This window comes from Mucilaginibacter sp. (assembly GCF_039921305.1).
Taxonomy (GTDB): Bacteria; Bacteroidota; Bacteroidia; order Sphingobacteriales; family Sphingobacteriaceae; genus Mucilaginibacter.
The window spans coordinates 1-24,445 of sequence record NZ_JBDSCA010000072.1; the positions used below are offsets into that span (position 1 = coordinate 1).

Consider the following 24,445-nt stretch of genomic DNA (forward strand, 5'->3'; position numbering starts at 1 on the left):
CTGGGTTTCTTTGAGACTCAAGAATCAAGAGCCAAGAATCAAGACAAAAAAGAGCAGGAAGCGGGAAGCTTGAAGCCGGAAGCTTTGGTTGTTGACGCGGATGGTGATTTAGGATTTGTTGCCGGGAATGGAACTAAAAAAGACGAAAATATTCTTACTTTATCCCCCCTTGTGGATGCGATGAATGAGGGTTGCAGCAATTTGGTGATTAACGGTTGTACCGCAAGAGAGAGCCTTGCGGGAGCCATGGAAGTATCTGCACGAACATAGCAGGCCGCTTATTTAATCCTGCCTAATTAGCCATATTAATTTCCACCATTCCTACTTGCAAATAAAAAATATAGTGCTTATTTTCAATCAATTAATCATCTTTAAATAACCACTATGAATCTTATCAAAACAACCTCAAAAACAAATCCTTTGTACGTTGGTGAGTTTAGAAGCCAACAGGAGTGCGCGCATTTAACTGCTAATTTCAGAAAAAGTTTTCCTGATGAAATTACTTCGGTAAACATCAAAAGATCTGTGATCCAAAACCTGCTCGATAACGAAAACGTTTCGGGGATCCGTTTCATGTACGGCCTGGGCGATAAGAACGATGCTGCATCGAGGGTGATCATATTAATGCCCTGCAATTTTACCATGCAAGGCAATATCCCAAATGTGATTTTTAACAAAAGCGGCTTTTACACTCACAATGGCGATATGATATCCCTGGATGATGCCTGTGGCAAACAAGTTAATCATGTTTTCAGGATGAAAAGCCAGAATCCCGAAATTGCGTATACTAAAATTTTAAGGGGTTACTTTTTAGGAAAGGCAGGTTTGCTGGAACTAATTAACCGGGTAACTGATGAATATGTTAGTTACAATTTCGGGTACGATATTACTTCAAATTCAACACTGAAACCGGTGATCCGGTCAATCGACGGGGATGATGACGGGCTCGACCATGGAAAACTCTGTCCGCCAGATACTGATTGTGGTATGGAAAGCGACATTACCTGTGTTGCTACCTATGTTGCCGAGTATTATGCAGCCAACAAAGAAGGAGAGTTAAATATTTTGCGCGGCTTTAGAGATATTGTTTTAAACGAGAATTTAGCAAGCGCGGCTATCGAAAAATATTACACCATTTCGGCATCAATAATGGAGCAGTTGTATAAAGATGTCGCCAAAACAGAGGTAGCCCAAACACTTTACCATAACTACTTCAAAACATCGGTAGCATCGTTAGTTGCTGATGATAAGGCCCAGGCATTCCGGATATTTGAGGAGTGCATGCAATACTTAACCGATAAATACTTGTACCAATAATTGCATAGATCAAACAATAAAAGCTGCCTTAAATACCCGAGGCAGCTTTTATTACTGCACCACCTCAACGGCTTTCTTCACCGCGACATCCTCATCATTAATGCTGGTATAGTAAGCCACGTCACCCCATTTAAAGTGCGCGGCGGCAGCCTTCAAATAACGTTTGATATTCGCCTTTGAACGTTCGATCTCTCCCGAATCCATCTGCTTTAAGCTTTTGGTAGCGTAAATAATAAAGCGGGTAAGTTCATCATCGGTAACGGTATAAGCTTTGTTAAAGCTGTTGAAAGTGGGATATTTGGCCAGTTTGCCTTGCATTTTTTGCAGCACATAGGCCATAAAAATATCCTGGTTGTTTAAATCATACAGCAGTTTGGTATTGCTTACGGTATCGGCAGGTACAAATACATCGGGCATAATGCCACCACCGCTGTACACCTTTTTACCGCTCAGGGTATGATATTTGGATGGTTGTTGGAACAGGCTATCATCCAGGTTGTTCTTTGCCGAAAACAGTTCGCCCTTTTGCATCCGGCTGGCCAGCTCGTTATGGTAACGCTCAACGCCGCCATGATACGATTTTTGTACCGACCGGCCCGATGGTGTATAGTACCTCGCCACAGTCAAATTAACCGCCGAGCCATCCTTAAAAGCAAACTGCTCCTGCACCAGCCCCTTACCAAACGAACGCCTTCCCACAATAGTGGCCCGGTCCAGATCCTGCATCGCGCCAGCCAAAACCTCACTCGCGGATGCCGAATATTCGTCGATCAGGATAGCCAGCTTGCCTTTTTCAAAGCTGCCGGTATCGGTACTAAAATAATCGGTACGGGGTTCGTGAACGCCTTTGGTGTATAAAATAAGTTTCCCGGCAGGCAAAAACTCGTCGGCCATTGCGGTTGCCGCGCTCAGGTAGCCACCGCCGTTATTGCGCAGGTCGAGTGTAAGTTTGGTCATACCTTGGGCTTGCAGCTTTTTAAGGGCTGCTTTAAAATCCCGGTCGGTAGTGGCGGCAAACTTGCTTATTTTAATGTAGCCGGTTTGCGGGGCGATGATGTAAGCGGCATCTAAACTACTCAAGTTAACGCGGCCACGCTTCAGGTTCACGGTTAACACCTTCGCCGAAGCATGGTGCAGTAAACCCAATTGCAGCCCGCTATCTTTTGGCCCCACAAAGGCTTTATGAATGGTTTGGATAGTGAGATGCGTGCCGGAAAATGGCTTCCCGTTAAGGTTAATCACCCTGTCGCCGCCAATAACACCCGCCCTGGCTGCCGGCGAACCTGCCACAACCTGTGTAATGTAAAGGGTATCATCAATCAACTGATACGATACGCCAACGCCGTTAAAACCACCGTTCAGCTTTTCGTTAACAGATTGCGCCCGCTGCGGCGGAAGGTAGAGCGAATGCGGATCGAGGTTTTGTAAAAACTGGTTCACGGTTTCGCCCTCAAGGCTATCCACATCAACCGAATCCACGTATCTATCGTGCACCAGCCTCACCACACTGGATAGTTTATTGTCTTTCCCAAAACTAAAAGCATGCCTTCCCCAACCACGATCGTTCAATATCGTACCAATTATTACACCCATAAACAGGATAATAATTGCGCTAAACAGGTTAAAAAAGTTGATTTTCATGCCTTGTATGGCTGCTAAAATAAACAAAGCATAGCTTTAGCAATAATTTTTATGTACGATTGCATTAAGTATCTCCAAAAATTTACCGATTTTTGCTAAACAAGCATTTAACGTGGAAATAATAACAGAAAAGGAATCCTACTACCATAACCTGGATAAAATGTCGGTATCAGAGATACTGCACAACATTAACCAGGAGGATAAAAGCGTACCGCTGGCTGTAGAAAAAGCCATCCCGCAATTAGAAAAATTGGTAGCCGTTACCGCCAAACGCATGCAAAACGGCGGCAGGTTGTTTTACATAGGTGCAGGCACAAGCGGCCGTTTAGGCGTTGTTGATGCATCAGAGTGCCCGCCAACCTACGGCGTACCCTTTGATTGGGTAGTAGGCATCATAGCCGGTGGCGATGGCGCCATCCGCAAAGCGGTTGAGTTTGCCGAAGATGACACCGAACAAGCCTGGAAAGATTTGTTGGAATATGATATCACCGAGAAGGATGTTGTGGTAGGTATAGCCGCGTCGGGCACTACGCCTTATGTTATTGGCGGCCTGCGCACAGCTAACGAGCATGGCATTGCCACAGGCTGCATAGTTTGTAACGAGGGAGGCCCGGTTGCCGCTGTAGCGCAATACCCGGTTGAGGTAGTTACAGGCCCCGAGTTTGTTACGGGTTCAACCCGGATGAAAGCCGGCACAGCCCAAAAGCTGATATTGAATATGCTGAGCACATCGGTAATGATCAAATTGGGCCGCGTACAGGGCAATAAAATGGTGGATATGCAACTATCAAACCATAAGCTGATAGATCGTGGTACCCGTATGGTGATGGATGCCACCGGTGCCGACGAGCAAACCGCCGCCGAATTGTTAGAGCAACACGGCAGCGTGCGCAAAGCGGTTGATAAGTACATGCAGAAGAAATAAGCAACACAAACTTTCGTTTTAAGCACAGAAGGTTAAATGCACGAGATAGAGCCATATTACCGCTGGAGAGACGATTACGTAGCATCGGAAGATGAGCTATCGCCTTTTTATGCTACCGAATATAACGAGTTTGAGTTTGATAAGCAGGTGTACAATTACCTGCTCCACCCCCAGTGGGATTCTTTCGGCTCAAACACCATGTACATTAAAGTACTGTTTGCCGATTACGACCGTAACTACGCAATCATCGAATTAATTGGCGAGTGGAACGATGCCATCGACAACGACATTATGCTGCTCAAGCGCGAGATCATCGAACTGATGATGGATGCCGGAATAGACAAATTCATCCTGATCGGCGAAAACGTTTTAAACTTCCACTCCAGCGATGATTGCTATTACGAAGAATGGTTCCAGGAGGTTGAAGATGGCTGGATAGCAGGTATCAACTTCCGCGATCATGTGATCAGCGAATTCAAACGCAACAATATCGATTACTACATCAACTTCGGCGGCGTGTTAGATGATCTGAACTGGCGCACCCTAAAACCCCTCCAGGTATTCAAAAAGGTAGAAGAACAACTGGTAAAACGCTTAAACTAAATATCAATTCTTAACGTTATATTTGAGTAACAAAAACCAATCATATTTTTAATAAAATGGACAACAATAAATTAAATTACACGTACGATAATATCATCCAGGTTGATGAAAACACGGTAACCCGCAAGTTTATGGCCAACGTATTTTTATGGATGTTTTTAGCATTAGGCATATCGGCACTTTGCGCTTTCGAGGCCGCCTTTAACCCAAGCGTTCGCGATGTTATATACGATGCCACTACAGGCCAAAGAACAGGTTTAGGTACATTAACAATATTTGCGCCCTTCGCTTTCATCATGGTAATGGGCTTGGGCTTACAAAAACTGGCTTACCCTATACTGGTTGTATTGTTCATCGCATTTGCGGCGGTAATGGGTGTTGGTTTAAGTTCAATCTTTTTACAATACACTATCAACGCCATATTAGGCGTATTCGCAAGCACATCGGTACTGTTTGCGGTTATGGCTATTGCCGGATATACCACTCAAACCGATTTAACCAAGTTTGGCTCCCTAATGATGATGGGCTTAGTTGGCATCATCATCGCATCAGTAGTAAACTGGTTTCTGCAAAGCAATCAATTAGATTATATCATCAGTTTTGTTGGTGTAGCCGTATTCATCGGTTTAACCGCTTACGATGTTCAAAAGCTAAAACAGATAGCCGCAACCGAAGATATTGATGGTACCCTGAAAAGCAAGTTAGGCTTAATGGGCGCATTGAGCTTATATCTTGATTTTGTTAACCTGTTCCTGATGCTGCTGCGCTTATTCGGCGGTGGCCGCGGACGGAATTAATCAGTAAACTCTTTACGCAAAGCCTCCGCCAAAAACGGGGGCTTTTGCTGTTTAAGGCAGAAACTAAAAGCATCGGGTTACTTAAGTCAGCACCGTGTCCTATCTTGATTCCTGATTCTTAACTCTTGCATCTCTCCCTTTTATTGTGCAACTTTGCGCTGCTTATAGAGAAAGACGGAGGGATTAGACCCTGCGATGTCTTAGCAACCTGTACTTACAAGGTGCTACATTCTACTCAGGTCACACTTCGCGGCCCGGGACAGATAAGCGAAAGTCAATATTAACGCCCGACTTTTCGATATAAGCTTTTTTTTAGTATCAAGTAATTAGTATCAAGTAGCAAGATGATTTTCTGATCGTCAAAATCTGCTACTGATATTCTTCGTACTTGATACGTGATACTAACTACTTGATACTACATGGATATCAGACAACAACTAAAAAAACGCATCCTCATCATCGACGGGGCAATGGGCACCATGATACAACGGTACCAATTGCAGGAAGCCGATTTCCGTGGGGAACGTTTTAAAGATCATCATTCAGATTTGCAGGGTAATAACGACCTGCTCAACATAACACGCCCCGATATTATCAAAGCCATCCACGCCGAATATTTGGAGGCTGGTGCCGATATCATCGAAACAAACACTTTCAGCACACAGGTAATTTCACTTGCCGATTACGCCCTCGAAGAATTAGCCTATGAGCTAAGCTTTGAAGGCGCACGCATAGCCCGCGAAGTAGCCGATGAATATACGGCCAAAAACCCTGATAAACCCCGCTTTGTAGCCGGTGCCATCGGGCCAACCAACCGTACTGCTTCCCTATCGCCAGATGTAAATGATCCTGGTTACCGTGCCGTTAGCTTTGACGATCTGGTAGAAGCTTACTACACGCAGGTTCGTGGTTTAGTTGATGGTGGTTCGGATGTACTATTGATCGAAACTATATTCGATACCTTGAATGCCAAGGCAGCGATCTTCGCCATCAAAAAATATGAGGATGAGTGTAAGGCAGCGGGTAAAGATTACCCGGCTTTCCGCAAAACGGGCGGTATTATGATATCAGGTACCATTACCGATGCCTCGGGACGTACCTTATCCGGGCAAACCGTTGAGGCTTTCTGGAACTCCATTCGCCATGCTAACCTGTTATCGGTTGGTTTAAATTGCGCTTTGGGAGCTAAGGACATGCGCCCTCACATCGAAGAATTATCCGCTAAAGCGGGAGTATATATTTCGGCTTACCCCAACGCGGGTTTGCCAAACGAATTTGGCGCTTATGATGAGGCCCCGCACGAAACCGCCCACCTGGTGGAAGACTTTATGCAGGCCGGACTGGTGAACATTGTTGGTGGTTGCTGCGGCACCACGCCCGATCACATCAGTTGCATTGCCCGCAAGGCAGATAATTTCCCGCCAAGGCAGATCCCGGTTATTCAAAACAACATGCGTTTGAGTGGCCTCGAAGCTATTACCCTCACCCCCGAAAGCATCTTCGCTAACGTAGGTGAGCGTACCAATATTACAGGTTCGCCAAAATTCAGCAAGCTCATTTTAGCCGAAGATTACGAAGGCGCATTGGTAGTTGCCCGCCAACAAGTTGAAGGCGGCGCGCAGGTGATTGACGTGAACATGGACGAGGGTATGATAGACTCGGAAGCAGCCATGACCAAGTTTATGAATCTGATCGCTTCTGAGCCAGATATAGCCAAGCTGCCTATCATGGTCGATTCCAGTAAATGGACCGTAATAGAGGCTGGTTTAAAGTGTTTACAAGGCAAAGGCATTGTTAACTCCATCTCGTTGAAAGAGGGAGAGGAAAAATTCATAGAATCTGCCCGTAAAATTATGGCTTATGGTGCCGCTACGGTAGTGATGGCATTTGACGAAACTGGTCAGGCCGATAGTTTGGCGCGTCGTATTGAGATCTGCCAGCGCAGCTACGATATTTTGGTGAAGGAGGTTGGCTTCCCTGCCGAAGACATCATTTTTGACCCCAATATATTAACCGTTGCCACGGGACTTGAAGAGCACAACAACTACGCTGTAGACTTTATTGAGGCTACCCGCTGGATAAAACAAAACCTGCCGTATGCTAAAGTAAGCGGTGGTGTGAGTAATATCTCGTTCTCCTTCCGGGGAAACAATACCGTGCGCGAGGCGATGCACTCCGCCTTTTTATACCACGCCATTCAGGCCGGTATGGATATGGGTATTGTAAATGCCGGGATGCTTGAAGTATACGAAGAGATCCCAAAACCATTGTTAGAGCTGGTTGAAGATGTATTATTAAATCGCCGTCCCGATTCAACCGAACGCCTGGTTGAATACGCCGATACCGTAAAAAGCAAGGGCAAAGAGATTGTTAAAGACGAAGAATGGCGTAAAGACCCTGTTGAAAAACGCCTATCGCACGCGCTGGTAAAAGGTATTATTGAATACCTTGACGATGATGTGGAAGAGGCCCGCCAAAAATACCCTAAACCATTAGAGGTTATTGAAGGCCCGCTGATGGATGGAATGAACATCGTGGGCGACTTATTCGGCGCGGGTAAAATGTTCTTACCACAGGTTGTAAAATCTGCCCGTGTAATGAAAAAAGCCGTGGCTTACCTGCTGCCATTCATAGCCGCAGAAAAAGCCCGTGTATTAGCCGCCGGTGGTGGCGATAGCGGCGGCCGCAGCAATGCCGGTAAAATATTGATGGCCACTGTAAAAGGTGATGTGCATGATATTGGGAAGAATATTGTAGGCGTAGTACTGGCCTGTAATAACTTTGAGATCATCGATCTTGGGGTAATGGTTCCGGCACATAAAATTATCGAGGAAGCTAAAAAGCAAAACGTTGATATCATTGGTTTGAGCGGATTGATCACCCCATCGTTAGATGAGATGGTTCACTTTGCCAAAGAGATGGAACGCGAAGGGTTCACCATTCCGTTAATTATTGGTGGTGCAACCACATCACGCATCCACGCCGCGGTGAAGATCGACCCTAACTATTCTGGCCCGGCAATTCACGTTTTGGATGCATCACGTAGTGTAACCGTGTGCAGCAACCTGATGAACAAAGATAATCGTGATGGCTATATTCAAGGCATTAAGGATGAATACGCCAAGGCCCGCGAAGCGCATTTGAACAAAAAGAGCGACAAGCGATTTGTAACCATTGATGATGCAAGAAAGCAAACTATCGATTTAGACCTGGATGCTATCCCTGCCAAGCCATCATTTTTAGGCACTAAAGTTATCGAAGCGTATCCGTTAGAAGAACTTGTTCCGTACATCGACTGGACACCTTTCTTCCACACCTGGGAACTCCGCGGAAGCTACCCTAAAATATTTGACGATAAGGTGGTAGGCGTTGAAGCCAAAAAGCTTTATGATGATGCCCGTACTTTATTAACCGAGATTGTAGATAACAAATTATTGCAGGCCAATGGCGTTATCGGTTTCTGGGCAGCTAACGGCGTTGGCGACGATATTGAACTATACACCGATGATACCCGAACCGAAGTATTATCAACCATTTACACGCTTCGCCAACAGGCAGAGAAAGTAAAGGGTGAACCATATTACGCCCTATCCGATTTTATCGCGCCCAAAGAAAGTGGTGTTGCAGATTATTGGGGTGGCTTTGCTGTAACAGCAGGTATCGGTTGCGACGAGTTAGTAGCCAAATACGAAGCCGATCACGACGATTACAACAGCATTATGGCCAAAGCCTTAGCCGACAGGTTAGCCGAAGCCTTCGCCGAAAAAATGCACGAACTGGTGCGTAAAGATTACTGGGGCTACGCCAAAGATGAGAGCTTAGGCAGCGAAGACCTGATCAAAGAAAAGTATCAGGGAATCCGCCCGGCACCGGGTTATCCCGCCTGTCCGGATCACACCGAAAAAACAACACTGTTCGAACTACTATCAGCCGAAGAAAACGCCAAAATGCATCTAACCGAAAGCTTAGCCATGACACCGGCCGCATCAGTAAGTGGCTTCTACTTCGCGCACCCACAAGCCAGATATTTTGGTTTGGGTAAGATTGGGAAAGATCAGGTTATTGATTACTCAGAAAGAAAACAAATGGATTTAGAAACGGTAGAACGTTGGTTGAGTCCGAATATTAACTACTAACCACCATGTCATTTCGACGATAGGAGAAATCTTTTGCGCGCTGCCGGTCAACACCATGCAAACGCACAAGAACAAAGCAGAAGATTTCCCTCTCGTACCTCGTTCGAAATGACATAGTTTTACATATAATTGCACAATAAGATTAAATAAGCCTTCACTGGGGTTGCACATGAAAATTACGGAGCATATTAAAAACGCAAATGGAAAGACTCTCTTTTCTTTTGAACTACTTCCCCCAATAAAGGGTCAAAGCATACAAGGCATCTATAACGCCATCGATCCCTTAATGGAGTTGAACCCTCCATTCATTGATGTAACCTCCCTGCGTGAAGATCACGTTTACAAAGAGCACGATAACGGCCTGTTAGAAAAACTCATCACCCGCAAACGCCCTGGTACTGTAGCGGTTTGTGCGGCCATTATGAATAAGTATAAGGTTGATGCCGTTCCGCATTTAATATGTGGTGGTTTTACTAAGGAAGAAACCGAATACGCCCTTATCGACCTGCAATTTTTAGGCATCGACAACGTATTGGTGCTCCGTGGTGATGCCCGAAAGGCAGAATCCGGCTTCGTACCGACTCCCGGCGGCCATGCCTACGCTACCGACCTATTAGGCCAGGTAGTGAACATGAACAACGGCATGTACCTGCACGATACCGGCCCATCAGCCTACAAAACAGATTTTTGCATAGGCGTTGCCGGTTACCCTGAAAAACACTTCGAGGCCCCAAACCTAAAAACCGACTTTAAATATCTCAAGCAAAAGGTTGATATGGGCGCAGGCTTCATTGTAACCCAAATGTTTTTTGATAACAGCAAATACATCGAGTTTGTAAATAACTGCCGGGCCAATGGTATCAATGTGCCTATTATTCCGGGCTTAAAACCTATTACCGTATCCAAGCAATTGATCAGCCTTTCCAAAATATTCCATATCGATATTCCGGAAGCATTGAGCGAGGCCATTACCGATTGTAAAAACGAAAAGGATGTTAAAGAAGTAGGCATACAATGGATGATACAGCAATGTAAAGAGCTGGTTGAGTTTGGCATACCCCTACTGCACTTTTATACCATGGGTAACCCCGAGCCTACTAAACGCATTGCGCAGGCGGTATTTTAGTAGCTACTGAATTTGAATATTGAGATCTTCAAATGCTTTTTTTAATTCATCAGCCGAAACAAAGTGAATAGATTCAATCCCCATTTCCCTTGCGGCAATGATATTGCGGTAGTTATCATCAATAAACAAGCACTCGCCAGCTTTAACATCGTATCTATCTAAAAGCAGCTGATAAAACTCCGGAACAGGTTTACGCATACCTTCGGCGCCTGATACCACAATACCATCAAACCAACTCAAAAAATCGTAATGCTTTAAGGCGATAGGGAAAGTTTCGGTACTCCAGTTGGTTAAAGCGTAAAGCTTGTACTTACCGCTATCTTTTAACTGTTTAAACAGCTCCACCGTTCCCGGGATAGCACCGCCTAACATTTCTTCCCAACGCTCATAATAAGCGCGGATATTAGCCTCATGCTCGGGGAATTGCTGAACCAGCAAATCGGTACCATCCTTTATAGATCGCCCGGCATCCTGTTCCTCGTTCCAATGCATAGTGCAAATGGCATCCAGAAACGTTTTGATGTCTTCATCATGATCAAACAGTTTGCGATAGAGCAGGTATGGATTCCAGTCTATCAATACATTGCCGAGGTCGAAGATGATGGTGGTGATCATGGGTTAAAAAAGCTATGTCATTGCGAGGAACGAAGCAATCGCGAACTATACAGGGCGAATAAGCATGGCCGCTATGCCTCCGTGCGATTGCTTCGTTCCTCGCAATGACAATTTGAGAATTCCTTTTATTCGTTATTTAATAACCACCATTTAAACCCTTTAAAATCGCTACCCATCGCGCTCACAACGGGCAACTTACCCTGCATTTCTTTCACAGATTCAGGCACCACAATAGCCGCGTGGATCTCATCCGAAAACACATCTGGAAACTTACAAGGATGAGCCGTAGATAAAAACACACCCGCGCTTTGATCTTCCGGATGCTGGACCTGGTAATCCTTCAAAGCTTTCCAGGCGATAGCAGTATGCGGACAAACCACATAATTATATTGGCTGTAAACCTGGTTAATGGCTTCAACGGTTTGCTCGTCTGTATAGCTTACACCCCGAACCAGTTTCTTCAATTCGGCAGTATCACCTTTAAACATTTCGTCAATGCGTACCCAGTTGCTTGGGTTGCCCACGTCCATCGCGTTTGATAAGGTTTGCACCGATGGCTTAGGCTCATATACTCCGCCATTCAAAAATGCCGGAACGGTATCATTGGCATTAGTAGCAGCGATGAATTGTTTAACCGGCAGGCCCAATTTCCAGGCCAGTAAACCTGCGCCTATGTTACCAAAATTTCCGCTCGGTACACAGAATGTCACTTCACTTTTACCTTCGCGCAATAGCTGCGCATAAGCATTAAAGTAATAGAATGTTTGCGGAATTAACCTTGCGATATTGATAGAATTTGCCGATGTTAAGCGGAACTTTTTATTTAGTTCATTATCAGTAAAAGCTTGTTTAACCAAAGCCTGGCAATCATCAAAAGTACCGTCAACCTCAATAGCACGAATGTTTTTGCCATTGGTGGTTAATTGCTGCTCTTGTATCGCGCTTACTTTCCCTTTAGGGTACAATATAGTTACCCGGGTATTCGGCACACCTAAAAAGCCTAAGGCTACGGCACCTCCTGTATCGCCGCTGGTGGCTACCAATACATCCAGCAGTTGCTCGCCATCACGCAAAAAGTAGCTCATCACCCGGCTCATAAAGCGGGCGCCAAAATCCTTAAAAGCTAACGATGGGCCATGGAATAACTCCAGCACATAAACGTCCTCTTCAAGCTTTACTATTGGTGCCTCAAAGTTAATGGCATCGTCAATTATAGCTTTCAGATCATTTTCCGGGATAGAACCTGACAGCAATGTTTTAGCCACCTCAAAAGCGATCTCCGGAAGGGAATATTTATCAAGGTTCTTGATAAAGTGGGCATCCAGTTGCGGGATGCTCACTGGCATATACAATCCCTTATCCTGCGGTAAGCTATTAAAAACCGCTTCTTTAAACGGAACCTGGGTTAATGTGTTATTAGTACTGTAAAAATTCATGATCTTATCCGATTATTTTTGGCCCTTCTTGGTTCACGGCCGAAACATAGGTTTCACTCGCAATGTGTAAACCGGTTAAATGTTGTTGTATTTTATTGGTGATATTAACGGCCGTTTGCTCATCTCGTGTAAACGCAAATACCGACGGGCCAGAACCCGAAATACCGAAACTTACAGCGCCCAATTCCATCGCCATCTCGCGCATCTTATAAAAATCAGGTATTAGTATAGATCGTGTTGGCTCAACTAAAACATCGTGCATGCTGCGGCCTATCAGGTCAATATCATTCATAAACAAACCGGTAACCAAGCCGGCTACGTTACCCCACTGCACCACCGCATCTTTCAGCAATACGCTTTTGCGGATCATTTGCCTGGCATCACGCGTAGGTACATCCACATCCGGGAAAACAATAGCGCAATACAGGTTAGGTGTGGGCAGCTTAATAATATCCAAAGGCTCATAACTGCGTATCAGTACAAAGCCGCCCAACATAGCCGGGGCCACGTTATCGGCATGACCGGTACCGCAGGCAAGCTCCTCGCCCTTCATGGCGAAGGGCACCATTTCCATCGCGGTAAGTGGCCTATCCAATAGCTCATTAATGGCAAACAAACCCGCCACCGTACTCGCCGAACTTGAACCTAATCCACTACCTATCGGCATCTTTTTGTGCAACTCAATATCCACACCAACATCAGTACGGTTAATGTGCTTTAGGTAATGCTGCACACTGGCGCTCACGGTATTCTTATCCGCGCTCATGGGCAGGCGGCCATTGTCACCGGTAATTTTGCTGATGCTTACGCCGGGCTTATCCGTAAAACGCATCACCACTTCATCGCCAGGCGCGTTAACCGCGAAACCCAGCACATCAAAGCCGCAAACTACATTGGCAACTGTTGCCGGAGCAAATACTTTTAGGCCCCCCAACCCCCTAAAGGGGGAGTTTATTATGTCCATTTCTTTATAAATTCTTTATTCAACTATTCGTTCCCCCTTCAGGGGGTTAGGGGGCTCTACGCTCCCACATTCACAATATCCGCGAACACACCGGCCGCGGTAACTTCGGCACCCGCGCCCGGTCCTTTCACTACCAACGGACGCTCTTTATAGCGTTCAGTGGTGAACGATATGATGTTATCACTCCCCGATAAGGTATAAAAAGGATGGTTCTCATCAACCATTTGCAGAGTGATGGATACCTGTCCGTTTTCTAACTGACCAATATAACGCAACACTTTTCCCTCTGCTTCGGCCATAGCCTTCATATCGGCGAAGAACTTGTTTTCGTTGTTCAACTCCTTGTAAAACTCATCCACAGTACCGGCATCTAAACAAGCCTTTGGCAACATGCTTTCAATGTTAACATCGCTTGGTTCTAATACATAACCAGCATCGCGGGCCAGTATCAGCATTTTGCGCATAAAGTCGGTACCACGTAAATCATCACGCGGGTCTGGTTCGGTATAGCCTTTTTCCTGGGCAATTTTTACGGTATCATGGAAAGTGGCATCGCCTTTAAAGTTATTGAAGATGAAAGATATCGTCCCCGAAAGGATGGCTTCTATCTTGATCACCCTGTCGCCGCTCATCATCAAATCTTTCAATGTACGTACTATTGGCAAACCTGCACCCACATTGGTTTCGTAATAAAAATCGACACCGTGTTTGCGGGCGCTATCTTTAAAGGTTTTATATTGCTCGTACGATGCCGAGTTACCAATCTTATTACAGGTAACTATCGATATATTCGATTTAAAAATAGTATCGTAGTATTCAATTGGTTTCGGGCTCGCGGTATTATCGGCAAACACGCAGTTAGGCAAATTCATCTGCTTCATCTCGGCCACAAAGCCTTCTAAACTGGCTTGTTTGTTAGATTCCTCCAAAGTTTCTTTCCAGTTATCCAACGATAAACCATCCGAATTGAAAACCATCTTCCGGGTATTCACCACACCAACCACTTTTATCTGGATACCATTATTCTTTTCCAAAAACGCGGCATGCTCACCCAACTGTTTAAACAGCGTGGTGCTGATATTACCTGTACCGGCCACAAATACATGTAGCGTTTTATTCAGTAACTCAAAGAAAGAATCGTGCACAGCGTTCAACGCCTTGGCCATATCGTTTTTAGATATGATAACCGAGATATTATACTCCGACGAACCCTGCGCAATAGCCCTTACATTGATACCATTACGGCCCAAAGCATGGAACAATTTTCCGGAAATACCCGGAGTTTGTTTCATATTCTCGCCAACTATGGCCAATATAGATAGGTTGGGTTCTATCTGTGGTTTGTCCAGCTTTTTAGCTGCGAGTTCCAGTTCAAATTCCTGCTCAATTAAGTGCTGGGCTTTCACCGCATCCGCGGGAGGAATAGCGAAGGTAATGCTATGCTCTGAAGATGATTGAGTGATCAGTATCACGCTGATCTGCTCACGGGCCAGCATCGAAAACAGGCGACCACTAAAGCCAGCTTTACCCACCATACCGCTACCTTCCAGGTTAATGATGCTTACCTCATTGATCGACGAGATACCTTTTATCGGAAGATTAGAAGCAGCGCAATCGTGCTTGATATAAGTACCCTCAAAATCTACATCAAAAGTATTGAGAATGCGGATAGGGATCTTTTTCAAAAAAGCCGGGATCATGGTTGGTGGGTAAATTACCCTCGCGCCGAAGAAAGAAAGCTCCATCGCTTCGGTATAAGATAATTCCGGTAACGAGAACGCTTTTTTAACCATGCGCGGGTCGGCGGTCATCATGCCGTTTACATCAGTCCATATCTGGATCTCGCTGCAATTTAATGCCGAACCTATAATAGCAGCGGTATAATCGCTGCCACCCCTGCCTAAAGTTGTGATGCGACCATCTTCGTTGCTGGATATAAATCCGGTAACGAACAGCAACTTGTCCGTGTTATCGTAATAATAATTGCGCACCAGCATATCGGTCAAAGCCATATCAACCTTGGCATGGCCAAAACTGCTATCGGTTTTGATCAGGTCGGCAGCGTTAACAAATACCGCGTTCGGGAATTGCTGTGCCGCAATTTTGCTGATCATAAAAGTTGAGCAACGCTCGCCATAACTTAACACTAAGTCGCGGGTTTGGGCAGTTAACTCGCGCAGACTGTAAATGCCTTGCAGCAAATCTTCAAGCTCATTAAAGTAGATCTTCAGTTTGGTGAACACCGGATTTTGGCTCTGTACATCCATCAGCGCCTTGATCACATCAAAATGCTTGCGTTCTAATTCGGCCAAATCAGCCGTAAACGTTTGTCCCGTGGCTGCCTTCTCGGCCATAGCGGCCAATAAGTTGGTTACACCGCTCATGGCGGATAATACAGCTACGGGATTTTTACCGTTTGCTACCTCTTTTTCAAGAATGTTGAGTACGGTTTTGATACTGGATACCGACCCTACCGATGTGCCTCCGAATTTTAGAACTTTCATTTTATTAGATATGAGTATTGAGATTTGAGTATTGAGACAGTTTCCTGCTCACTCATTCCCTTATTGCTTTAAAACAAAAAAGCCTCTCTCTTTTCGGAGGAAGGCTTTTTTGTGGTTTTATATTTTGATTATTAATCCCAAAAACTATCCTTCCTCCGTTTTAACCCCGGTGGTAGTTGTTGTTGTGCTTGTAATAATCGACTTTGTGTTCATTTCTCTGTTTGCTTGCCGCTCAATTGATTAGCGACGGTAAAGTAAGCAGTTAAATTTTATATATGCAATTTTATTTGATCTTTTTGCGATAAAGTATATTGATTTAGTAGGAAATGTATTCTATACATCGTTACTGTAACAACCATTAAATTTTGATTAATTATATTAACCATAGAAAAATAAAATATACCATTTGGCATAGTATTTGATTTACACCTATCGTATCAAATTTAAAAACTATGGGAACAGTGTTGATTGCAAGCGGAATTGTTATTGGAGTTTTGGGTATAACCCGCGGAATACAAATCGTAATTAAAAAGTATAAAATATATTAAAAACCTGTTTCTTACATTTTATAATTAACAATTGAACGCTGTTACTAACGGAATATATTGCCATAGGTAAACTTAATAAGATACCTAAAAGGCAGATTATTTATTTGTTGAACACCCAGATCTGGAAGCCTGAATGAACCACCATCATCACCGGGCTTATTATAAGTAGCAACAATAACGGCGTACAATTCGGGATATAAGTGAATATCACTTGTTCGCCCATCACAGATCATCCAGCCCCAGGCTTCTATGTTAATCTGCCTTGAGGGTTCAGCGGAGAAGTCTGGATAAAGTACAATTGTACCCACAGGCACATTTACATTTAATTGCGGCGATGGGAAACCTTGCATATATTTTAATTATGTTATAATAAATATACAAACTTACTATTATATAATTGAGCGTCTGCCCCGATTAAATTCTATAGGTTAAAAGCATCTTGATTACTGATTCTTGGCTCTTGATTCTAAACCCCTATCTTTGCAAAACTAAATGCAGGGATTAATTACAAAATCAACAGGGAGCTGGTACCAGGTACAAACGCCGGAAGGGCGCAGGGTGGATTGCCGTATCAAAGGTAAATTCCGGATCAAGGGTATAACTACCACTAACCCGGTAGCTGTAGGTGATAGTGTTGATTTTGACATGGAGCCCGAGCAGGAAACCGGCGTGATCACCACCCTGCACGAGCGCAAGAATTACATTATCCGCAAATCCATCAACTTATCGCGACAAGCGCAAATTATCGCTGCCAACCTCGATCAGGCTTTCCTGGTGGTTACACTGGCATCACCACGCACCTCGCTTGGCTTTATCGACCGGTTTCTGGTTACTGCCGAAGCTTACCACATCCCCGCAAGGTTAATCTTCAACAAACTCGATCTGTTCAGTAAAGAAGGCTTAGATATCTTAGCCGAGTACAGCGCCATATACGAAAAATTAGGTTACCCATGCTACCATGTTTCGGCCACCAAAAACCTGCACGTGGATAAAGTAATTGAGCAATTAAAAGACAGGACGAGCCTTTTCTCCGGCCACTCCGGCGTAGGTAAATCAAGCCTCATCAATACTATTTTACCCGAACTAAGCCTACGCACCACCGAAGTATCCGAATGGCACGATAAGGGCATGCACACCACCACCTTTGCCGAAATGTTTGAACTACCTTTCGGTGGATTCATTATCGATACACCCGGCATCCGCGAGTTTGGTATTGTTGATATTGAGCAATCAGAATTAGGCCGTTTATTCCCCGAGATCCGCCAGCACATGGAAGACTGCCGCTTTAAAAACTGCCGCCACATTAATGAGCCAGGCTGCGCGGTACTAACCGCTGTTGAGAATGGTGAGATCGAATTATCACGCTATGAAAGCTATTTGAGCATCTATCATGGTAATGATACGAGGGCGTAGTTTTAAGAATCCCCCTGCTTGTCATTTCGACGATAGGAGAAATCTTCTGCGCTGATAAGTCTACACTATGCCTCGCCACCGTGTCAATCGCTCGCAGAAGATTTCTCTCTCGTACCTCGTTCGAAATGACATTTTGTTGATTGTTACTTCCCCATCAACACATAATCCTTCAAATAGCTGCACTCTCCTACTGCTTTTTTAAAGATGGCTGTTTTACGGTATTTGGTTTTTAGCTCGTCAAAATAATCACTGCCTTTTAACTGCTGCATGTAGTTTTTTTGGAGGGCATCATAATTATCCATGCCATAGTTGGGCATTACCAATTGCTTTTGATGGCATTTGGCGGCCATAAAGGTACACTTGGCCTTAAATTCTTCGTTGCTGCTTAATGAGCGGGCCAGCAGGTAATACTTTTCGGCATTTTTGGTTTTAACATAATCGGCATCGTAGCTGTATTGATAATCGCGCCCAAAATCCATCGAACTCCAATTGTACGATATCAAATACCAGGCATTACCATAGTGCGATGTATTGTACAATCCGGTAGCATACCTGTAATAATAAGATGGTGCATTTGGCGCGTCTGTTTTAATCTTCTGTTCCAGGTCGTTCATCGCGTCGGCAAATTGCAGCTTGTTAAACCCTTTGGTTTTACCGTAACGCATTACTTTAGGGTAATCATTTATCCGGTCAATAAACGGATCGCCCTTGTAATAATCTTCCGGCGATTTATTGAGTTCAACCGGGTCAACCTGCTTAAGCGCGATAATGGCTTTGGCGTATTGATGCTCACGCAGGTAAGCCGTGCCTAAAAGCTCGTACAGGTAATTCAATTTAAAGTTGCCCACTTTGTTAACTAAAAAATTAAGGTAAGGCACCGTTGGAGGCACCTTTTTCCAACGGATGATGCGGGCTATTTGTATAGAATGCAAACCAGTTTCCCAAAATTCGTTTATGGCGTAATCACTTCCGCTCTTTAACAGGGCCAGCGCCGCCCGTGTACTATCTCCCTGCCTTAAATACCCCGGAGCCAAAATTTGCTGGTAAAAATCGCGGGCTGTATTGGTAAACTTGTGATCATCGTGATAAGGATATTCAGACGTTTTATTTTCGGCTTTAACCTTACCATCCAGCCATTGCAAAGCCGGCAGCAACTGTCCCTCATTAACATCGTTCAGTTTTTGTATCCCCTGCGCAGATAGTAATAACCGGATGATCTGTTTCTGATCATTCTGTGCAGGGCTTAAACTCTCGCCGCTTAAAGTCCGCAATTCATCAAAGCCCCCGGCGTTATCGCCCTGCATCCATGCCATGTAGGCAATGGCTAAAGCACCCATGTTATAATCGGGATATTTGCGCTCCTTTACCACCAGTTTACAAAAAGCGCTCAGCTTATTCATGTAATTTCTGAGGGTAATGTCTTTATCCGCATCGGCTTTCGAATATTGATTTGCCGTTGTAAGCCTGTTCTTTTTATAAAGGTAAGGCGTTAAAAATTGTTCCTCAAGCTTATTAAGCTCGCGCGTAAGCAACAAACCAACCATGGGCGATGCTGGCTCTATCTCGTAAACCTTCTCTAACGGTTGCAAGTTATTGTCGGTATTACCAAAGGCATCCATGGCATATATTACAGCCTTTTCGTTATTGTTTGCAGCAAGGGCAATTACGGCAGCGTTGTTACCGCGCAAGTATTTATAATTAATGTAGGCCTGTATCCGCCTTTCAGGATATTGAGAAAACACTTTCGAGAACAGATAGGCCGATTGTACACTATCTTTCAAATGCCTCAACTCACCCGCTTTCAGCGCCAGCGACCAACCCTTAATATGGCTTTTTGACGAGGTAAGCACCAGGTAACGGTTATAAATTTTTAACGCTTCGCTATAAGCCCGGCCATAATGCAGCAAGCGTTGAGCCTGGTAATAATACCGTAGCTGAATAAATTTGTCTTTTTCGAGCAGAGCAGTTTTAAGGGCCGCGTTACCTGCAACGCGCAGGGCTATTGTATCAATGGGTTTAGGGTTCCAGTAATCAGATGCTACGTTAGCTATCTTCTCTGCTCCTTTAACAAAGCGGTAATATTTAAAGGCCTGGCTATTCCGTTTAAGTGCTTTTAAAAAGGAGTTGTTAGTCAAACTATCCGGAAGTTTGTCACCTGTTTTAAGATACCCCTCCTGCAAAAGCGAATCGGCTTTGGGGGTTAAATGGTACATGGCTTTTAACACATCGGCGGCGCTAACTTCTTTGCCTAAATAGGCGCTCCATTCTTCGGCGTTTATTTCGGCTTCGCTTGCGGGTTCGGTTTCATCGTAAACATACAGCGCGCTGGTATAATAAAATGACCTGTATTCTTTTTGATGTTGAACATCGTTATGGAAAAACGATACATAATAATCATAAGGATCTATCTCGGCCCCGCAGGCTAAAATAAGGGCTATTCCGGCACCAAAACAAGCTATAAAACTAACGCACCAAATTAGCGGTGTTCTGCAGATCCTCATATTTGTATTTTTTAACCATAGCCCCATCTAAATGAAAGTACACGATATTAACTTCGCCGGGTTTTAAATATTGTGCAATGTAAGCCGCTGCAGCCTGCACCGCTTTGATATCCGAATCTTCCCAACGCACCTCATCGCCTTTGTGTAAACCGTAAGCAGGCAAATCTGTTTCGGCGGTATACAGATTATTTCCTTTTGATGCGAATTGATTTGTTTGGTTTAAATTATCAAATTTTATCCGCTTATCAATACCAATATACTGCTTATCGCGAAAAGCCACCACCCAACTAAACAGCGGCAAACCAATATCCATTGGCATGGGATAGGTACCGAGGTTATCATCTGTATATTTTTCAAGTTCGCTCAACTCAATGATAGAGTTTTGCACACCATATTTGCGCAGGTTGCCCATATTATAGCACATCAGCAAAACCTTATCGGCAGGTGGTACACCGCTTGTTTTTTGATTTTTAAGCTGATGCAGGCGCAACGTTACCGAGAGTTGTTTATCACCGATAAGGCGCTTGATCTGTTTGAGCAGATAAAAATAATTGTCGCGGGTTTCCTGTGTCCAGTCACAATCTATCTGGAGTTCATTAAAGTTTGCTTTGCCAGCTTGCTCTGCTTTGGCTTTTACAAAGTTGTTGAGCTTACGCGACAGATCATCCATCCGCGCATGCGTAATATTTCTTAAAACATCATTCACAATAAATACTACCGGAATGATCTGTAAACTATCCGGCAGTTTATTTTGAAAAGTGATGGGTGATATCGGAATGGGATTAACACCATCATCGGCCATATCAATATCCATTATCCTAACGTACAGTTTATGCGCGTTCAATCGTTTGAGGTAGCTATCGGCGGTATCATTTTGCCTGTAAACAGTTTTCCAATAATAAAAGGAAGTGTTTACCTTTCTGCCGGGTTTGCAGGCGGCAAGCAGTACAACAATTAAAAACAGATAGCCCAAACGCATTAACCAAAGTTATTAATTAAAACAGAAGCTGAAATATGAGGGCAGTTATTCAACGCGTAAGCCATGCGAATTGCAAAGTAGATGGCAAAATTACCGGCGAAATTGAAACCGGATTACTGGTTGTGTTAGGCGTTGCCGATGATGATACCACCGAAGATTTAGAGTGGCTTTCCCAAAAACTAACAAACCTGCGTATTTTTGGCGACGAAAATGGTTTGATGAACAAGAGCTTAATAGATGTTGATGGTAATATTTTATTGATATCGCAATTCACCCTTTTCGCCCAAACCAAAAAAGGGAATCGCCCATCCTTCATCCGCGCGGCAAGGCCGGATAAAGCTATACCGATGTATGAGCAGATGATTGCCACACTGGGAAAGCTATTGAATAAAAAAATAGCCACGGGCATTTTTGCAGCCGATATGAAAGTAGAGCTACTCAATGATGGGCCTGTCACCATCATTATGGATACCAAAGACAAAGAAAACCATTAATTTAGCCTATCATGACTATACAACAAGCACAAAAAGAAGTTGACCAATGGATAAACACCACCGGAGTGCGTTACTTTAACGAACTAACCAACACTGCCATCTTAATGGAAGAGGTTGGTGAGGTTGCCCGGATAATGGCGCGCAAATACGGCGAGCAATCGTTCAAAAAATCGGACGAGGAAGTTAACCTGGCCGATGAAATGGCTGATGTGCTTTTTGTACTGATATGCCTGGCTAACCAAACAGGGATTGATCTCACTGAAGCTTTGGAGAAGAATATGATCAAAAAAAATATCCGCGATGCGGACCGGCATAAGAATAATGAGAAGTTGAAATAAGATTTCCCTTTTGTCATTTCGATAGAGCAGGGGCAGGAATGTGCGGCTGCGCGAAAGAGAAATCTTCTTGGCGCGATGAGTATGCTGTAGACCAAGCAAATGTATATGAACCTTCCAGAAGATTTCTCCCTTCGGTTCGCAATGCCATAGTTTGTTATTTAAACCAACTTCACTAATTTATCACCCTTCAAAACCGGGATAGCCGTTGTAATATCCACATGCAAACAAAAAGCGATATCATCTAAAATCCCCAATTGCTTCATCCGTTCACCATGTGATGTTTTGCTCAGGTAAGCGCCCAGATCTGGTTTGGCTAAACTGTACATATCATTGGCGGCTATGGTGGCATCATCCCATTTATAATCGAGTTCTTGGAGTTGATCGGCAACGGCCCCGGCAAATACGGTATCTTCAATATTGAAGTTGTTTTTCCAGCCGGCGCAAACCAGCAGGATGTTTTCGTTTTGGGTTTTCAGCCAGTTACACAGCGATGTTAAATTCAAGAATGAGCCTATCACAATTTGTTTGGCCTTAATGCTCATGTGCAGGGCATGGGTACCGTTGGTTGTGGTTAGCACTATGGTTTTGCCCGCCACTTTTTCTTTAGTGTACGAGAATGGCGAGTTGCCAAAATCAAAACCATCCACTACCGCGCCATCACGTTCGGCGGCTAAAAGATAATCTAAACCCATTTCGCGATAAGCGGCGCACTCTTCTACTTTGGCAACGGGGATAATAGCTTCGGCTCCGTTATCAATACCATAGCAGATGGATGAGGTAGCGCGAAAAATATCTATTACCACTACAATACTATCTTCAATATTGAATAAAGGCAGTAAAGCTGGACTTAGGCAAACTTCTAATTTCTTTTGTATCATGCTGATCTTATTAGCACAGGCTAATAATTAGTATTGTCATTTCGAGGCACGAAGCAATCGCGAACTATGCACGACCGCTTAGCTTCTGTGCGATTGCTTCGTACCTCGAAATGACATGGTGGTGATTGTAAGATTATTTATAAAAAGGCGGCTTTGCAACCTGGGCCTTTACTTTGTTATCGCGAATTTTGATATAGATCTCGGTTCCCTCTTTAGCGAAGGCTGTATTTACATAGCCCATACCTATCGGTTTTTGTAACGATGGCGATTGTGTGCCCGAGGTTACTTTACCTATTACGTTGCCTTCGGCATCAACAATTTCGTAATCGTGGCGGGGTATGCCGCGGTCAATCATTTCAATGCCTACCAGCTTGCGGGTTACGCCTGCCGCCTTTTGATCTGCTAAAGCTGCGGAGTTGGTGAACTCTTTATTGAATTTGGTTACCCAGCCTAAACCAGCTTCCAATGGCGATGTGGTATCGTCAATATCGTTCCCGTAAAGGCAAAAACCCATTTCTAAACGCAGGGTATCGCGCGCGCCCAAACCTATTGGCTTAATACCAAATGGCTCGCCTGCTTTAAAAATGGCATTCCAAATTTCTTCGGCATGTTCGTTATCAAAATATACTTCAAAGCCACCCGCGCCGGTATAACCCGTTGCCGATATCAATACGTTATCAATACCCGCGAATGTTCCTTTTTGGAAGGTATAATATTCCATCGAGGCCAGGTCGATATCAGTGAGGCTTTGCAGGGCTTCGGCTGCCTTGGGGCCCTGGATGGCTAAGAGCGAAGTACGGTCGGATATATTTTTCATGGTTACCCCCATGTTGTTGTATTTGGAAATCCAGTTCCAGTCTTTGTCAATGTTTGATGCATTAACTACCAGCATATAGGTTTTCTCGTCAATGCGGTAAACCAGCAAATCATCAACTATACCACCATCTTCGTTAGGTAAGCATGAGTATTGCACTTTGCCATCATACAGTTTTGAGGCATCGTTACTGGTTACTTTTTGGATAAGGGCTAATGCGTTATCACCTTTCAAAATAAACTCGCCCATGTGGCTCACGTCAAAAACACCTACGGCTTTGCGTACGGTATCGTGTTCGGCATTAATGCCCGTGTATTGTACTGGCATGTTATATCCAGCGAAGGGAACCATTTTTGCCCCTAACTTGATATGGACATCGGTTAAAGCCGTATTCTTCATAAACAGTGTTGTTTTAT

Annotated in this window: 20 protein-coding genes and 1 riboswitch; of the genes, 10 read left to right on the forward strand and 10 right to left on the reverse strand. The window is 44.3% G+C overall.

The annotated features are described in order from the left end of the window. Both ABIN91_RS20150 and ABIN91_RS20155 read left to right on the forward strand, forming a co-directional pair. Window positions 1–270: hypothetical protein (locus tag ABIN91_RS20150; protein WP_348053273.1), on the forward strand; the 270-nt coding region annotated here is incomplete at its 5' end. Between the two features lie 114 nt (window positions 271–384). Then, complete coding sequence (locus ABIN91_RS20155; RefSeq protein WP_348053274.1) at window positions 385–1,317, forward strand: hypothetical protein; 933 nt, start codon at window positions 385–387, stop codon at window positions 1,315–1,317. 51 nt (window positions 1,318–1,368) lie between these two features. Here ABIN91_RS20155 and ABIN91_RS20160 read toward each other — a convergent pair whose 3' ends face one another. Beyond that, window positions 1,369–2,958 carry a S41 family peptidase gene (locus ABIN91_RS20160; RefSeq protein WP_348053276.1) on the reverse strand — a complete coding sequence of 530 codons (1,590 nt, stop codon included), beginning with the start codon at window positions 2,956–2,958 and terminating at the stop codon, window positions 1,369–1,371. A 112-nt stretch (window positions 2,959–3,070) separates the two neighbouring features. Here ABIN91_RS20160 and murQ point away from each other — a divergent pair, with 112 nt between their 5' ends. The 5 genes from murQ (at window position 3,071) to metF (ending at window position 10,545) form a co-directional block, all read left to right on the forward strand. Next, entirely contained in the window at window positions 3,071–3,883 is an 813-nt protein-coding gene (murQ, locus tag ABIN91_RS20165; protein ID WP_348053278.1) for an N-acetylmuramic acid 6-phosphate etherase, read from the forward strand. 36 nt (window positions 3,884–3,919) lie between these two features. Further along, window positions 3,920–4,486: a hypothetical protein gene (locus ABIN91_RS20170; RefSeq protein WP_348053280.1), complete on the forward strand. Its 567-nt coding sequence runs from the start codon at window positions 3,920–3,922 to the stop codon at window positions 4,484–4,486. Window positions 4,487–4,542: 56 nt separating this feature from the next. Next, window positions 4,543–5,283 carry a Bax inhibitor-1/YccA family protein gene (locus ABIN91_RS20175; RefSeq protein ID WP_348053282.1) on the forward strand — a complete coding sequence of 247 codons (741 nt, stop codon included), beginning with the start codon at window positions 4,543–4,545 and terminating at the stop codon, window positions 5,281–5,283. A gap of 159 nt (window positions 5,284–5,442) precedes the next feature. Continuing rightward, window positions 5,443–5,553: riboswitch (SAM riboswitch) on the forward strand. Between the two features lie 149 nt (window positions 5,554–5,702). Further along, entirely contained in the window at window positions 5,703–9,419 is a 3,717-nt protein-coding gene (gene metH / locus ABIN91_RS20180) for a methionine synthase (protein ID WP_348053284.1), read from the forward strand. A 169-nt stretch (window positions 9,420–9,588) separates the two neighbouring features. Beyond that, on the forward strand, window positions 9,589–10,545 hold the full coding sequence (metF, locus tag ABIN91_RS20185) for a methylenetetrahydrofolate reductase [NAD(P)H] (RefSeq protein ID WP_348053286.1): 957 nt from the start codon (window positions 9,589–9,591) through the stop codon (window positions 10,543–10,545). Between the two features lie 3 nt (window positions 10,546–10,548). On the opposite strand, the gene ABIN91_RS20190 is transcribed toward metF, so the two are convergent. The 5 genes from ABIN91_RS20190 to ABIN91_RS20210 form a co-directional block, all read right to left on the reverse strand. Continuing rightward, entirely contained in the window at window positions 10,549–11,160 is a 612-nt protein-coding gene (locus ABIN91_RS20190; RefSeq protein ID WP_348053288.1) for an HAD family phosphatase, read from the reverse strand. Between the two features lie 125 nt (window positions 11,161–11,285). Further along, window positions 11,286–12,596 carry a threonine synthase gene (gene thrC / locus ABIN91_RS20195; RefSeq protein ID WP_348053290.1) on the reverse strand — a complete coding sequence of 437 codons (1,311 nt, stop codon included), beginning with the start codon at window positions 12,594–12,596 and terminating at the stop codon, window positions 11,286–11,288. A gap of 4 nt (window positions 12,597–12,600) precedes the next feature. Further along, complete coding sequence (locus tag ABIN91_RS20200; RefSeq protein ID WP_348053292.1) at window positions 12,601–13,560, reverse strand: homoserine kinase; 960 nt, start codon at window positions 13,558–13,560, stop codon at window positions 12,601–12,603. A 56-nt stretch (window positions 13,561–13,616) separates the two neighbouring features. After that, entirely contained in the window at window positions 13,617–16,064 is a 2,448-nt protein-coding gene (gene thrA, locus ABIN91_RS20205; protein ID WP_348053294.1) for a bifunctional aspartate kinase/homoserine dehydrogenase I, read from the reverse strand. A 592-nt stretch (window positions 16,065–16,656) separates the two neighbouring features. After that, entirely contained in the window at window positions 16,657–16,962 is a 306-nt protein-coding gene (locus ABIN91_RS20210; RefSeq protein WP_348053296.1) for a phage tail protein, read from the reverse strand. A gap of 142 nt (window positions 16,963–17,104) precedes the next feature. Between ABIN91_RS20210 and rsgA the strand changes: the two genes are divergently transcribed. Beyond that, window positions 17,105–18,025 carry a ribosome small subunit-dependent GTPase A gene (gene rsgA / locus ABIN91_RS20215; protein ID WP_348053298.1) on the forward strand — a complete coding sequence of 307 codons (921 nt, stop codon included), beginning with the start codon at window positions 17,105–17,107 and terminating at the stop codon, window positions 18,023–18,025. 143 nt (window positions 18,026–18,168) lie between these two features. On the opposite strand, the gene ABIN91_RS20220 is transcribed toward rsgA, so the two are convergent. Then, a complete protein-coding gene (locus ABIN91_RS20220; RefSeq protein WP_348053300.1) occupies window positions 18,169–20,526 on the reverse strand; it encodes a hypothetical protein in 2,358 nt (785 codons plus the stop codon). Beyond that, a complete protein-coding gene (locus ABIN91_RS20225; protein ID WP_348053302.1) occupies window positions 20,489–21,505 on the reverse strand; it encodes a hypothetical protein in 1,017 nt (338 codons plus the stop codon). Before ABIN91_RS20225 ends, ABIN91_RS20220 begins: the two co-directional genes overlap by 38 nt. 35 nt (window positions 21,506–21,540) lie before the next feature. On the opposite strand from ABIN91_RS20225, the gene dtd reads away from it, so the two are divergent. Next, complete coding sequence (gene dtd, locus ABIN91_RS20230) at window positions 21,541–21,999, forward strand: D-aminoacyl-tRNA deacylase (RefSeq protein ID WP_348053304.1); 459 nt, start codon at window positions 21,541–21,543, stop codon at window positions 21,997–21,999. Between the two features lie 11 nt (window positions 22,000–22,010). Next, entirely contained in the window at window positions 22,011–22,337 is a 327-nt protein-coding gene (locus ABIN91_RS20235; RefSeq protein WP_348053306.1) for a nucleotide pyrophosphohydrolase, read from the forward strand. 158 nt (window positions 22,338–22,495) lie between these two features. On the opposite strand, the gene ABIN91_RS20240 is transcribed toward ABIN91_RS20235, so the two are convergent. Together ABIN91_RS20240 and gcvT are read right to left on the reverse strand one after the other, a co-directional pair. Then, complete coding sequence (locus ABIN91_RS20240) at window positions 22,496–23,215, reverse strand: 2-phosphosulfolactate phosphatase (protein ID WP_348053308.1); 720 nt, start codon at window positions 23,213–23,215, stop codon at window positions 22,496–22,498. Window positions 23,216–23,348: 133 nt separating this feature from the next. Further along, window positions 23,349–24,428: a glycine cleavage system aminomethyltransferase GcvT gene (gene gcvT / locus ABIN91_RS20245; protein ID WP_348053310.1), complete on the reverse strand. Its 1,080-nt coding sequence runs from the start codon at window positions 24,426–24,428 to the stop codon at window positions 23,349–23,351. Window positions 24,429–24,445 lie beyond the last annotated feature (17 nt).